We start from the raw sequence: 14,005 nt of genomic DNA, 5'->3' as shown, positions 1-14,005 counted from the left end.
CTGTATCGAACAGATGCTAAAGCAGTTAATACTTAGGAACTTCAGGGAAATTTTGTGGATATCTCTTCTTTAAGCTTTTTTCGTAGTCTCCGCCATGAAAACAAGCAATTTGCAGTCATTGGCTTAGGACGTTTTGGTCGCTCCGTATGCTCCACCCTTGATCGACTGGGATACGAAGTCTTAGCAGCAGATAAAGATGAAGAAAGCGTCAATTATGTAAGAGCGAACAATCTAGCCGCCCATTGCCTGCAACTAGATTCCACCAATCCCCTTGCCCTCAAAGAATCGGGTATTCTCGAAATTGATACCGTAATTGTAGCGATCGGTAACTTTTTAGAAGAGAGCATTGTCACTACTTTGAATGTCAAAGAAGCAGGGGTTAAGCATGTTGTGGCAAAGGCTTCCTCGGAGATACATGGCACGTTGCTCACCAAGGTTGGCGCAGATTTGGTTGTTTATCCTGAAGCAGAAATGGGGCGTGCCTTGGCGCGATCGCTAACTCAGCGTGGCATTTTAGAACGCTTTGAGCTAGATCCCGACAATAGCATTGTGGAAGTAATGGTTCCTGAAGAGTTTGATGGTAAAACGATCCTAGAACTCAAGCTGCGTGGTCACTATGGCGTAAACGTGATTGCGGTCAGCCATGATCAAAAGTTTGAAATTAACCCTGATCCTAATCAAAAGTTAGTGAAAGGCTCAGCGATCGTTGTCATCGGCAGTAATAAAAATATTAGTCGTCTACCCATTTCCTGCGACCTATTTAATTCCGACGGTAGTGCCGTCACAACGCAGTTACCCCTACACCAATCTTCTGAGGTAAAACTCAAATAAAACAAATGCTGCAAAGTAACACTTCTATAGCAATGTAAGGTTTGCTTAGGAGATAAAAAACAAATAAGTGAAGGCGGCACTTAGTGCCGCCTTCACTTATTTGTTTTTTGATTTGTCCTAGCTATCTCTTAGCTGCGTTTCTAGAGCTTACTTATTATGGACATTATGTGCTATTAATTACGCAAAAATCCAGAACAGCATGACTACTAACCTTATAAAACCAATAGAGCCAATAGCAGACAACTTTTGGAGCGAATATAACATTCGCCTAGAACCTTGGAGTATTGGCTATGATGCACCTGTCAGCATCAATCCCGAAGAGATTCCTACTAATGACAAGGTAAATACAGAATTTGAAGTTGGCAATGGTGAATGGCAACCCATGCGTCCCGAGATCGCCCCAGAGCTTCCCCATCAAATTCTATTTATCGATGGACGCTTGCGAATTGATGCGAACTTTCTTGGGCGGCGGGATGATGAGATCTTGTATGGAGCCTTCGCTACCATCTCCGTCGGTGCAGTGCTAGTAGATCGCACCATCAGTAGAGCCAAATGTGTAGCTACAGAAGTAACGCGAATTATTGCCCTTGGGGGAAACTTAACACCTCCTCCAACATCAATCCCCTGTCCGATGAGTGGTAGAGGCAACTTAAGATACGATCGCTGTCTGACTAGCAGTAATAATCAACCCGACACCCCTTCGCAATTGGTTCAAGGAGAAATGCTCGATGAAGAGCTGCGAATTGCCAATGCTCTATCTGTAAATAAAGAACTAATCAAAGACAATACCTTAATCGTCCGTGATGGACCACTGCTCTATCGGGTTTATCAAACCCCCTTCGATACCATTGGCTATGTCAAAACGATGGGGAAGGCATATCTCAAGGGCGAAAATGCTCAAGTCTTGCGATCGCTTAAAGTGGGAGAACGCACGCCGATCTTTCGGATTTCCAATAGCAATGGCTCCAACCTGAGTTGGTATTTGCGATCGGGCAGTAAAGACTTGAATTATAAAAAACTGGGCTATCACGATTTACATGGCATCATTCGCATCGATCTCGATGGGGCAATTCCCCTTGAACGCGCCAAAGCGATCGCAGATCAAAGTACTTATTTAATTCCGCAATATGCCTCCCATCCTACTCGTGATCCTCGTGCGCCGCAGAATTTAACCCCTGTGGGAGCCTTAGAAAAAGAACTAGGGAGACGTATGGGCAGTCGCGAATTAATTTCCCGTCGTTTACGTGATTTTCTTGCCGATTCCACCTACAATCCTGTCGAGTAATTGCTTTGCCCAATCCCCGTCTTAACACTTTTATAACCCCTTGGGGTTTACCATAGAAAAACACCAAGACTGACCTTCAGCCAATTATTGAAATGTTTCAAAATCGCAAAAAGTTTAGAGCGATCAACCTTGCTTTCGTTACTATTTTTGGACTGCTCCTTGATCTATCAGAGATTGCTTTAATATCTCCAGATGTGAAAAAGGCTCAGGCTCAGGGCGGCATTCAAGTACGGACAGATCAATGGCTACAGGTTGAACAAGTCTCAGGCAATGTCACCTATCGCAATTTGTACAACTATACTAACCGTGCGGCACGAGTTGGCGATCGCTTACAGGTAGCCAGTGACGAAATTTCTACAGGCGCAAATAGTTCCGCAGTTTTAAGCGTAGATACAGCCGTAGGTTCGATCTATATCGCTGAAAATACCACTCTGCGGATTAATTCGTTTCGAGTTGCCGCCGATAATGGTCGCATCACGAATTTGATTGTCCCCCGTGGCAAGGCAAGACTCCAAATTCGCAAATTTACTAACCGTGGCTCTCAGCTTAATATTCAAACCCCTGCGGGCATCAGTGGAGTGCGGGGAACGCAGTATATTGTGATTGCTAGGTCTAACGGTAACATGATAGTTACTACCCTCGAAGGCAGGGTCGCAACTACTGCTCAAAAGCGGACAGAAATGGTAAATGGCGGATTTGAGAATTTGACAGTTATGGGTGAACCGCCATCTCCTGCTGTACCAATTAAGAATGATGCTAGTTTCAGCTATGTAATCAACAGGCAGGCTTCAGGATCTGGACGTTCTATTTTATTCATAGGTTACACTAATCCTTTCAATACAGTTAAAGTAGATGGGCGCGATCAACCTTTAGATCGCAATGGTAATTTTTCTATCCAATTTCCAGCACCTTCAAATCTCAAAGTGAATGTCAAGGTGGAAACCCCTCAGGGAAAAGTACAGGTCTATGAGATTCCAATTCTCTGAGTTTATTTCGCAACTATGGGCAAACCGCCATATCGGTCGAAGGCGATCGCGTTTAATTAACCTAATCTGGCGGGCGTTACCCACCCTATTTGCGATCGTCATCATTCTTCCCATTGTTCATTTTGGGATACTCCAATCAATCGAATTCTGGGCTTACAACAGTTTTAGTAACTGGCGGGGAGATCGTCCTTGGGATGCTCGGGTTGTAATTGTTGCCATTGACGATGCGAGTATCAGTAAAATTGGTAGATTTCCTTGGAACCGTGATCTTTATAGGGAGCTTTTGCAAAAACTTAGCCGCACCGAAGCAAATGTGATTGGCTTTGATATTCTATGGTCTGAGTCGAGTCCCGCCGATAAACCATTAGCTGAAGCCATCGAGCAGCATCAAAGGGTCGTACTAGCTATGGCTTGGGATAAGTCTGGACAAGTCCTCTTACCGACTAAAGATCTGGGTAATGCAGGTGTGGCGTTTGGACATATTCTCAAACGTGAAGATGCCGATGGCATTGTCCGTCAAGTGGATTTACAAGTTCAAGATATTCCATCCTTAGGCGTAGCCATGCTCCAGACCTATGACCTGACTACTGCGGCGATATCCCCATTACCCGATTTGAGTCAGCCTCTATGGATGAACTGGACAAAGCACAGTCAAAATATGCCGCAGTTATCATTTGTTGATGTCATCGATGGCAAAATTCCTGCGTCTTCCTTTCGCAACAAAATTGTCCTAGTCGGTGTCACTGCATCGGGAATCGATAGCTTATCAACTCCCCTCGATCGCAATCCACCAGCGAGTGGAGTGCATTTACATGCAATGGTAATCCAAAACCTACTGCAACGGAATTCACTGACGATCGCCAAGGATCAAGATGTCTGGAGTATCGCTCTATTGGTGAGTCTATCGATCAGTTTACTCTTGCCAAGACACATCTTTGGGTTAGGCTGCATTAGTGCTTTTAGCATAGCTGGACTATGGTTTGCGATCGCGTTTCTTGCCTTTAGCTTGAACTATTGGATGGCGATCGCGATGCCAATTTTGTTATTTCTGTTTACAGGTGGGGCAATCAGCCTACAAGAGCGTTGGCAAATTCAGCGATCGCTGAGAATAGCTGATGCGCAAATCTTGTACGATGCCACCCATGACCGTTTGACAGGACTATTTAATCGCGCACTCATCGAAGATAGATTAAATGATTTGCTTTATCCCCAAGATTTATCTTCCCAATCCATTAATAACTCCAGTCGTTTAATAGCTATTCTCTGGATTAATCTCGATCGGTTTAAAAATATCAATGATATTTTTGGACATCCCATCGGCAATTTGCTACTAGTCGAAGTCGGAAAATGTTTGCGAAGTTGTGTACCACTTACGGCTTCCATCGCTCGTTTTGGGGGAGCAGAGTTTGTCATCTTACTAGAAAATGTAGCAAATGAGCAGTCAGTCCTAGATACCGCCGATCGCATTCAAAAAAGGCTCCAAGAAACATTTTTGGTTCAAGGCAATGAAATTGCGATCGCTGCCAATATTGGGATCAAGTTCCATCACATTGATCATTTCACCCAGCAAATAGTCGATCAGAACCCTCCTGAATTAGTATCTCCTGAAACCATCCTCAGAGATGCCGATACAGCCATGTACTATGCCAAAAAACTAGGCAATTCCTATAGCAAAGTATTTGAGGTTGCCATGCGTGAGCGTGTGCTTGAGCGACTCCAACTCGAAAAGGATTTGCGCCAAGCTGTAGCGATCGCCCAATCTCCCCACAATCAAGATCCCCACAATCAAGATCATCAAGAATTTCTAATCTACTATCAACCCATTGTCTCCCTTCGCAATATGCAGATTGTGGGATTGGAAGCTCTCATTCGCTGGCGACATCCCAAACGGGGCTTAATTTCTCCCAATTACTTCATCCCCCTTGCTGAAGAAACAGGGCTGATCATTCCCATTGGTGATTGGATCATGCGCCAAGCTTGTTACCAGCTTAAATCTTGGCATCAACGCTTTGCTAAAGCAAAAGATATCACCATCAGTGTCAACCTTTCGCCGAAGCAACTTGCCCAAGATGACGTACTTGAGAAGTGCCTCAATGTTCTCCAACAAACTGATCTAGAGCCGAAGTATCTGAAAATAGAACTAACTGAAAGTTCAATTATGGAGAATCCTAATTTTGCAGTGAGCATTCTTAAGAAAATGCAGGAAGCGGGAATTAATATCTATATCGATGACTTCGGTACAGGTTATTCTTCCCTTGCCTATCTCCATAAGTTCCCCTTTGATGGATTAAAAATAGATCGTTCCTTTGTAAATAATATCAATGCTGATAACAATGGCACGGAAATTATTCAAGCCATTATTGCGCTAGCTCAAAGTGTCAATGCCCATATCGTAGCTGAGGGGATTGAGAGCCTCGATCAGTTAAATTATCTGCAAGATTTACTTAGTGAAGAAGGGGATGGACAGGGCTTTTTCCTATTTCGACCCATTGATCGCTTTGGGATTGAAACACTTCTGAAAACTGAATAAGTAAAAAGTGCCGCTTTGCGGCACTTTTTACTTATTCAGTTTTCTTTCTAACTTCTGGCTAGCTTGGGACATCGAGAAACAGAACACCCAATAAATCAAAGCCACAAATAGATAAACCTCAGCATAGCGACCGATAAATTCTGGCTGTGACAGGACAGTTCTAGCAACACCCATGAGATCAACTAGTCCCACGATCGCTACGAGGGAAGTATCTTTAAATAAGCCAATGAACTGGCCAACGATCGCAGGAATTGACGCTTTAAGAGCTTGCGGCAAAATGATTAAAGCAATCGTTAGGGGAATGCTTAGCCCCAAGGCTCTAGCGGCTTCGGCTTGACCTTTAGGAATTGACTGCAAGCCACCACGCACATTTTCGGCAAGATAGGCAGCACTGAAAAAGACAAAGGCGGCGATCGCTCTTAAGACCCGATCAACTTCTAGACCTGCGGGTAAAAACAAGGGCAGCATCACCTGTGCCATAAACAGAATGCCGATGAGAGGGAGTCCACGTACTAGTTCAATATAAAAGACACAAAATATTTTGATCAAAGGTAGAGTACTTTGTCTTCCCAATGCTAGTAATACTCCTAACGGAAAAGAGAAGACAATTCCTGCGATCGCTACGATTAAAGTTAAAACTAGTCCGTTCCAAACATTGACATCAACGGCAGTTAGCCCCAGATTGCCACCCACTAGCCATAGAGAAACTGGCAAAGAGGCAAACCATGCGATCGCCAAGAATAGCGAACTCGACTCAAATCTTTTACATTGCTGCCCAATCACAAACCCCAGTGCAATTACACCACTAATTGCTAAAGTCAAAACCTTTGCGATGATATCAACAGGTAGCAAAATCGCGAGGGCAATCGATAATGCGCCAATAGCGATCGCCACAGTTCGACTAAATCTACCCCATACACCCCATGATATTCCTGATAGGCTTCCTGCGATCGCTAAAATACTCCACAATCGCCAAAATTCACTTACAGGATACAGCCCCACTAAAAATAGCCGTAAGTTACTACCCACAACTGCCCATTGAGCCTTAGTTGTTGCCCAAATCCAAAAATTACTCACAAGTTGATATAGAAACCAAATACAAATAAATGTGAGTACAGTATTAAACCAACTACTAAATAGATTTTTCTTCGCCCATTGCCAAGGACTAAATGATGCTTGGGGTGGCAGTGTGACTGAGTTTTGCGTCATAGCAGCATCTGTATCTATAAAAATTTAAGGACGACATGAATATTCATATCGTCCTTATTATGTCGCTTATTCCCCAAAAAATAGAGGTGCTTTGCACCTCATATCTTGACTATTTGTGATCAGATGCGGGATCTCCATTGTACGGCTGTGCGCCTGTGGCAGGAAAATCATCTTTACTAGGAGTGAAAATCTTCGCGATCGCATCGCTTACATATTCCACCATATCCATGAGTTTTTGTTTCAAACCGTTCATAACTATCACCCTTCAAGGAATATCTAGAGAACTTGATTTAGGATTTTTTTCCTATCTGTGTATATGGTAATACTTAAATTGTTAGGGATTGCTGATTTTAAGATGCCGTAACAATTGTTTGGATTTCGACACAGGTTTATTAATTGCACAGGGTTAATTTTAATTTCGCCCTGTCTACAGATTGTTGAAGATTGAAGTAATACAGAAAAAATTTAGGCGCAATGAATCTAATTAATCCGATGGTAAAGGAATGGCGCTATTGCTGACCTCTTCGATATCAATTGACTCAATACTTTGTAGCTGTCGGGAAACCTTCGTTTCAAAACTGCGTAGGGGGGCTTGGCTATTGCTCAGCTTCCCTCTCGACTCCACTACAAGCCGCTTCCCAGTTAAGAAATTCCGACTATCAGTAACTTGATTGCCATTAGCTCGATCATAGGGATTGATATCTTCGCCAATACAAACCAACTCTTGAGAATTACGATCAATCCAAAAACGATGAATGATCTGCATGGCTTCCCGACTACCACGCAATTGCTTTACGACTAAAATGCCATCATTAATTTCAACTCGGATATGTGAGCCATTGTCTGTCCCCATCGCGCCGCCACAGCTAGCACAAAGCAACAACTTAGTCGCAAAGGCAAGCTTTTGCCAACCTGATGGAGTTGAAAGTAAAACCTGTAGCGATCTCATTCGATCGGCATTAGTTCCCGATTGAATGAGTTTTAAGATCATATCGGACTGCCCATCACCATTCAGATCACCGAGAGTCTGCTGCTCTACGATCCAGCCGTCAGGAATTAATCCCTGATAGTTGGCGATCGCGGATTCTGTTAGCTTTGGCGACTCTTGATTAATCCACCAATTTCTCAGTAATCGGTTCTGCCCTGCTGTAACAACATATAGTAGTTCTCCCTTTTGATTGACAAACTCATATCGGCATGGAGCTTCTCCTGTCCCAGAGCAATCGCTAATTTCTATATATCCGCGATCAAATATGGCTTTAACCCCAGAGTTTCTCAAATTAGTTTTAACATCAGGGTTTGGCTTCCACCCTTGTTTGAGAATGATGCGCCGCGTTTCCTTATAGGTCATTCCTTTGCGGAGTGGTAAATATTGAGAGCTATTTACCGAGCTTGCAAGGGTAACTTGAGTCTGCGTCGCCCCCTGTACACTAGAGAGTTCAGTACTTGAACATGCCATTGCTATTAGCCCAAATACACTCGTAATAATGCTTGCTGTGATTGATTGCCAAGTTTTCATGTTTTTATCCTAATGAATGGGAATGATTTATTACAGATAAGGTTTCAGTAATTTCATATAGAACCCATTTTTTGTGACGTTGCAAAGCCACGCCACAAAAAAAGTGAAAAGCTCTGGGTTATCTAACCTCCAGCCATCACACATGCGACATTTGTATTGATAGATATCTTTTTGCGAATCTCTAGCCATCGATCTTTTAATGCTTCTGGACTCAAGCTTATTGCGGATTGAGAAACATGATATTCCACAATTGCCGTAGCAATATGATCAAGTGACCGACTGGTATATGCTCCTAAAGAATCGTCATATTCTGGTAATCTCTGGGTCAAGAGGTATTTACCAGAGCATTGCAGACTTGCTGAAAATCCAAACTCACGATCAAGCACTTCCCGAATTACGTTCCATTCCCGCCAACGATTGCGTTGCTCCAGCATCCTATATCCAAATTGAGCATCCAGCTTTTTGTAGTAAATCAAATCTGTGTAGGCATTGAGAATGCGATCATGACTGTATGTAGCATCATCACTTCCAATTAAGACAGGAGGATACATGGTAGAACTGCTAGTTCTAAAAGCTCTCGGCGTATATGTAAAAGCTTCGTCCGTTTGTGACTCTTTCCAATATCCATACTGCCGTAAAGATTGAGTCAAATGCCAACATCCATCGCGATGTTCAAAGATATAAGCTTCTGGTTCTCTCGCTTTTCTAACTAGAGTTCCATCTCTTCGGTTATCAACCAGTTTGGCGCTAATGTAATTGACGCGAAATGTTTTGGCATTGAGTCTTTGGTAGTTTAATTTTAATCGATTCTTGAATAGCTCAACCTCCCCACGATATTTTATGGAAGGATCAATATAGACATATTGATTACCAATTACCCCGATTCTAAAATCTATGTAATTTTTGTCGCCGATCTCCATCAATAGCCTGCGTGGATCTTGATAATCGCGAACTTGAAATTCCGCCCCAATATAGTCATAACGTATCGCAGGGTTGCGCACAAACTGTTCAAAAAAGATCGGGAAAGCATCAGGCGCACATTGAGCGATCGCTGTTTTTTGGGAATTACTAACTTTTGAGACTTGAGTATCTGCCATCGGAGTTGAAGCAGATGTAATGCGATTTTGAGTTTCAGGAAAAACTACTGATTGCTGATGTTGTGTTACCGCAGCAGGTATTGGGGCATAAAGTGTAGCAACTTGAGACAGCAAGAATAGTGCCAGCATCGTGAAAGCTCAAAAACCTTAATAAGATTGATTTTGTATTTTCAAATAAGCATATGCTCATTTGAAAAACTGCTATAAACCCAATGGCGATCGCCGTGAGAAGTACAGACTTAAATTTTTATATTTTTGTTTCAGCTTTTATAGACAAATTATTGGTGCGGCGCTTCGCGCCGCACCAATAATTCTTGACTTGGAAGGGACTAGATGCAGAATTTCGAGCTGTATTTAACGAACTTTGAAGAGATCAATTGAGTAAGACGCTACCAAATATTAAAATTTGTTATTGTTATGGGACAGTTTTGAGGGAAAATGTACCTGATTGAGTACAAATTTTTCTAAGCAATTGTAACTATGGTCGCTGCACCCTCGAAACCTCAAACTCTTGAGACACTCTGCATTAACTCCATCCGCTTTTTGTCGATCGATGCGGTCGAAAAAGCAAAATCTGGTCACCCCGGTCTGCCGATGGGCGCAGCACCAATGGCTTTTGTGCTGTTCGATCAGTTTTTAAAGTTTAATCCTAAAAATCCTAAGTGGGTCGATCGCGATCGCTTTGTCCTCTCCGCAGGACATGGTTGCATGTTGCAATACTCCTTGCTACACCTAACTGGCTACGACAGTGTCAGCATTGAAGATATTAAGCAATTCCGTCAGTGGGGCAGCTCCACCCCCGGACACCCTGAAAACTTTGAAACCGCAGGTGTAGAAGTTACCACAGGTCCTCTCGGTCAAGGTGTTGGTAACGCTGTTGGTTTGGCGATCGCTGAAGCACATTTGGCAGCCCGTTTCAACAAGCCCGGTCATAACATCGTTGATCACTATACCTACGTCATCCTTGGCGACGGTTGCAACATGGAAGGCGTTGCTTCTGAAGCGGCTTCCTTGGGTGGTCACCTCAAGCTTGGCAAGCTGATCATGATGTATGACAGCAACAGTATTTCCATTGATGGCAGCACTGACCTCGCCTTTACCGAAGATGTGGGCAAACGCTACGAAGCTTACGGTTGGCATGTTACCTACGTTGCTGATGGTAACGAAGACCTCGATGCGATCGCTAAGGCTCTTGCTGAAGCCAAGTCTGTTACCGATAAGCCTAGCTTGATCGTTGTTACCACCACCATTGGTTATGGCTCTCCGAAGAAAGCTGGTACTGCTGGCGTTCACGGTGCAGCTCTCGGTGGTGATGAAGTTGCGGCAACTCGCGCTAACCTAGGCTGGGAATATGCCCCCTTTGAAGTTCCTGCGGATGCGCTTACCCGTTTCCGTCAAGCGATCGAAAAAGGCGCTAAGGCTGAAGCTGAGTGGAATGAGCGCTTTGCTGCTTACGAAAAAGCATACCCTGCTGAAGCTGCTGAATTTAAGCGGATCATGGCTGGCGAACTTCCTGAAGGTTGGGAAAAGGCTCTTGAACCCGTTGCTCAAAAGGAAACTTCAACCCGTCTTCTTTCTGAAGCTTGCTTGAACGCTTTGTCTCCTGTACTTCCTGAATTTTTGGGTGGTTCTGCTGACTTGGCTCACTCCAACATGACCTATGTGAAGGGTCTGCCTGACTTCCAACCTGGTTCCTACGAAGGTCGTAACTTCCGTTTTGGTGTGCGCGAACATGGTATGGGCGCAATCATGAATGGTATGGCACTTCACGGCGGTACAATCCCCTACGGTGCAACCTTCCTCGTATTCGCTGACTATATGCGTGGCGCAATGCGTCTCTCGGCACTAGCAGAAATCGGTGCATTGTACATCTTGACCCATGACTCCGTAATGCTCGGTGAAGATGGTCCTACTCACCAACCCGTAGAAACCATTGCGTCCTTGCGCGTAATTCCTAACTCCTTGACCATCCGTCCTGCGGATGCCAATGAAACTGTGGCAGCTTACCAAGTGGCGATCGCTAACCGTAAGCGTCCTAGCTTCTTAGCCTTCACCCGTCAAAATGTGAAGAACCTTGCTGGTACTTCCATCGAAGGCGCGAAGAAGGGTGGTTACATCGTAGTTGATGCTCCTAATCCTGAATTGATCATCATCGCTACTGGTTCTGAACTTGAGCTAGCAACAAAGGCTGCGGCAGTTCTCGCTGGTGAAGGTAAGGCTGTACGTGTGGTTTCTATGCCTTCTCAAGAACTCTACAATGAGCAGTCTGATGAGTACAAGGAATCCGTCCTTCCTGCCTCTGTCAAGAAGCGCGTTAGTGTTGAAGCTGGTAGCACCTTTGGCTGGCACAAGTATGTTGGTTCTGAAGGCGCTGTTATCGGTATGGATACCTTTGGTGCTTCGGCTCCTGGCCCGGTTGTTTACGAGAAGTTCGGCTTCACCGTTGATAACGTTGTAGCAACTGCTCGCAAGGTTCTCGGTTAATTAAATCAGTTACTTAAAAGAGAAGCTTTCCATTTCTAAAAGAATACTTCTTAAACAAAAAAAGCGCACTTTGTGCGCTTTTTTTGTTGTCCAGTTTCATTCACAAAACATTTTCGGCTAAACTTAAGATTTTTCTAATCAGGATTTACGCGATCGCTCGTTTGAGAGGCAAGATCTTGCTGGTGCAAATTTTCGGAAGGCAGATATACGGGGATGTGATTTTAGTGGGGCAAATTTAGAAGGTGCAGACTTTTCTGGTGTGACAGCAGGAAAAAGCATCAAACAAATATTTATAGAGATTTATATGCTTGCGGTTAAGGTTGCGGTTATAGTTTCAGTTGTGGCTGCGGTTGCATTTGCAGTTATATTTGCAGTTACATTTGCCGCTGGGGTTGAGCGTGAGTTTGCGGTTGATCATGTGGCTGCGGTTGCGCTTGAAGTTGCGCTTAAGTTTGCGGGTATGCTTGCGGTTATAAGTGCGGTTACTCTTGTGGTTTTGTTTTCGGCGGATGCATCTGCGACTAGAAAAATTCGCAACGCAACAGGAACTTCTTTTGAAGATGCAACGCTGACTAAATCAAGATTCATGGCAGCGATCTTAAACAACTGTGATTTTACAGATGCGAAACTCTATCAAACCGATTGGACTCATGCCCACTTTAGGTGCTGCAAGTTCTCAGGCTATCTTGATAATCAAGCAATAAGAGAACTGTGTGTTTCCCGAATTGGAGCTAATGAAAAATTTTCTTCAATGGATTTATCAGGATTAAACTTGATTGGAGTTAATCTTTATGGTGCAAACCTAGCTGCTGCCAACCTTAGCCAAACTAATCTCAGTCAAGCTAACCTAACGAATACCGATCTTTGTAATGTCCAAGCTATTAAAACCGACTTTACAAATGCAGATCTGAGTGGTGCAAACCTAGCTGATGCAAACCTCAACCAAAGTAATCTCAGTCAAGCCAACCTAACAAATACCGATCTTTGCGATGTCCAAGCTATTAAAACCGACTTTACAAATGCAGATCTGAGTGGTGCTTGTATCGAAAATTGGGCGATTACACCCGAAACAATTTTTACAGATGTTATTTGTAGTCATATTTTCTTGGACTTTGCCAAGAGCGAACGTAATCCAGCAAGCGGTTCTCTCGAACAAGGCGATTTTGCAAAGTTAGTTACTCAATCCACCAAAAGCCTAGATTTCTTCTTCCGTAACGGCATCGATCCTCAAGCTTTCGATTTTGCCTTCAAAAAATTGAGGGATGAGTATCCTGAAATGGAACTTTCTATCAAAGCAATAGAAGATCTTGGTGATGGAGATAAACAGATTCGACTTAACACAGTTTCCAATGCTCCCAAAGCTGAAATGCACGCTCAATTCACCCAAGACTATGAGGAAATGCACCAAGAATTAGAAGCTTCACGAAATAAAGTATGGGAACTTCAGCAAAAACTCGATCGCATCGATTTAGAAAATAAGTTAGAGAGATTTGAATTAGAAAAACAATTAGCCGTAGCAATTGCAAAACTTGAAGAACGCCCAACATCTAAAGATTTACAAAATTTGCTTTATCATCAATCTAGTCAACTTGGAAAGCAAAGATTACTTAACGCACCAAACTCTACATTTATTGACACCATGACTGACAAACCAAATCAAATTAATGTTTCATCAAGTAGCAACGTTGCTTTAAATACTGGAGATAACAACCAAGGCGTTATCGGCAACATTAGCGGCACTGTCACCAACACCATCCAACAACTCCGCGAAACCAACCAACCCGAAGCACCGCAACTATCTGACCTCCTCGAACAACTCCAAAAAACCGTCGAAAGCTCCTCAGAACTAGGCGAATCCGACAAGGAAAAGGCACTGGAATATCTCAATCAAATTGGCAACATGTCGGCAAAAGATCCGTCACAAAAAAAGGGAATGCTTCCAATTTTATTAGATGCCTTTACAGGCGTAATTAGCAAAGCAGCTAGCCTCATCGAACCCGTCAAGAAAATTGCCGATGCAATTCTTAGTATTTGGCAAGCCTGACCCCATCTCATACTTGAGAA

Annotated in this window: 10 protein-coding genes; 6 read left to right on the top strand and 4 right to left on the bottom strand. The window is 43.5% G+C overall.

The genetic code is table 11. The features are described from left to right. The first annotated feature begins 54 nt into the window (after positions 1-54). The 4 genes from NMG48_RS20015 to NMG48_RS20000 all read left to right on the top strand — a co-directional run bounded on the left by NMG48_RS20015 (position 55) and on the right by NMG48_RS20000 (position 5,632). Positions 55-831: a potassium channel family protein gene (locus tag NMG48_RS20015; protein ID WP_271253164.1), complete on the top strand. Its 777-nt coding sequence runs from the start codon at positions 55-57 to the stop codon at positions 829-831. A 199-nt stretch (positions 832-1,030) separates the two neighbouring features. Next, a complete protein-coding gene (locus NMG48_RS20010) occupies positions 1,031-2,116 on the top strand; it encodes a hypothetical protein (RefSeq protein WP_271253163.1) in 1,086 nt (361 codons plus the stop codon). Between the two features lie 92 nt (positions 2,117-2,208). Next, positions 2,209-3,102 carry a FecR family protein gene (locus tag NMG48_RS20005; protein WP_271253162.1) on the top strand — a complete coding sequence of 298 codons (894 nt, stop codon included), beginning with the start codon at positions 2,209-2,211 and terminating at the stop codon, positions 3,100-3,102. Beyond that, a complete protein-coding gene (locus NMG48_RS20000; RefSeq protein WP_271253161.1) occupies positions 3,083-5,632 on the top strand; it encodes an EAL domain-containing protein in 2,550 nt (849 codons plus the stop codon). The genes NMG48_RS20005 and NMG48_RS20000 overlap by 20 nt, the downstream gene beginning before the upstream one ends. Before the next feature lie 27 nt (positions 5,633-5,659). Here the strand turns inward: NMG48_RS20000 and NMG48_RS19995 are convergent, their stop codons facing one another. The 4 genes from NMG48_RS19995 to NMG48_RS19980 all read right to left on the bottom strand — a co-directional run bounded on the left by NMG48_RS19995 (position 5,660) and on the right by NMG48_RS19980 (position 9,586). Continuing rightward, a complete protein-coding gene (locus NMG48_RS19995; RefSeq protein ID WP_271253160.1) occupies positions 5,660-6,841 on the bottom strand; it encodes an amino acid ABC transporter permease in 1,182 nt (393 codons plus the stop codon). 109 nt (positions 6,842-6,950) lie between these two features. Beyond that, positions 6,951-7,094 carry a hypothetical protein gene (locus NMG48_RS19990; RefSeq protein ID WP_174235257.1) on the bottom strand — a complete coding sequence of 48 codons (144 nt, stop codon included), beginning with the start codon at positions 7,092-7,094 and terminating at the stop codon, positions 6,951-6,953. Positions 7,095-7,325: 231 nt separating this feature from the next. Further along, a complete protein-coding gene (locus NMG48_RS19985) occupies positions 7,326-8,360 on the bottom strand; it encodes a hypothetical protein (protein WP_271253159.1) in 1,035 nt (344 codons plus the stop codon). A gap of 122 nt (positions 8,361-8,482) precedes the next feature. Continuing rightward, positions 8,483-9,586 carry a hypothetical protein gene (locus NMG48_RS19980; RefSeq protein WP_271253158.1) on the bottom strand — a complete coding sequence of 368 codons (1,104 nt, stop codon included), beginning with the start codon at positions 9,584-9,586 and terminating at the stop codon, positions 8,483-8,485. 351 nt (positions 9,587-9,937) lie between these two features. Between NMG48_RS19980 and tkt the strand changes: the two genes are divergently transcribed. Together tkt and NMG48_RS19970 are read left to right on the top strand one after the other, a co-directional pair. Then, on the top strand, positions 9,938-11,941 hold the full coding sequence (tkt, locus tag NMG48_RS19975) for a transketolase (protein ID WP_271253157.1): 2,004 nt from the start codon (positions 9,938-9,940) through the stop codon (positions 11,939-11,941). Between the two features lie 304 nt (positions 11,942-12,245). Further along, a complete protein-coding gene (locus tag NMG48_RS19970; protein ID WP_271253156.1) occupies positions 12,246-13,985 on the top strand; it encodes a pentapeptide repeat-containing protein in 1,740 nt (579 codons plus the stop codon). Positions 13,986-14,005: the final 20 nt, after the last annotated feature.

Source organism: Pseudanabaena sp. Chao 1811 (assembly GCF_027942295.1).
Taxonomy (GTDB): domain Bacteria; phylum Cyanobacteriota; class Cyanobacteriia; order Pseudanabaenales; family Pseudanabaenaceae; genus Pseudanabaena.
Note: the sequence above shows the minus strand (reverse complement) of the source record. Positions and strands in the feature narration are given on the sequence as shown.

Coding starts and splice junctions, on each gene's coding strand:
- NMG48_RS20010 (WP_271253163.1), top strand. CDS start 1,031: ATGACTACTAACCTTATAAAACCAATAGAGCCAATAGCAGACAACTTT.
- NMG48_RS20005 (WP_271253162.1), top strand. CDS start 2,209: ATGTTTCAAAATCGCAAAAAGTTTAGAGCGATCAACCTTGCTTTCGTT.
- NMG48_RS20000 (WP_271253161.1), top strand. CDS start 3,083: ATGAGATTCCAATTCTCTGAGTTTATTTCGCAACTATGGGCAAACCGC.
- NMG48_RS19995 (WP_271253160.1), bottom strand. CDS start 6,841: ATGACGCAAAACTCAGTCACACTGCCACCCCAAGCATCATTTAGTCCT.
- NMG48_RS19990 (WP_174235257.1), bottom strand. CDS start 7,094: ATGAACGGTTTGAAACAAAAACTCATGGATATGGTGGAATATGTAAGC.
- NMG48_RS19985 (WP_271253159.1), bottom strand. CDS start 8,360: ATGAAAACTTGGCAATCAATCACAGCAAGCATTATTACGAGTGTATTT.
- NMG48_RS19980 (WP_271253158.1), bottom strand. CDS start 9,586: ATGCTGGCACTATTCTTGCTGTCTCAAGTTGCTACACTTTATGCCCCA.
- tkt (WP_271253157.1), top strand. CDS start 9,938: ATGGTCGCTGCACCCTCGAAACCTCAAACTCTTGAGACACTCTGCATT.
- NMG48_RS19970 (WP_271253156.1), top strand. CDS start 12,246: ATGCTTGCGGTTAAGGTTGCGGTTATAGTTTCAGTTGTGGCTGCGGTT.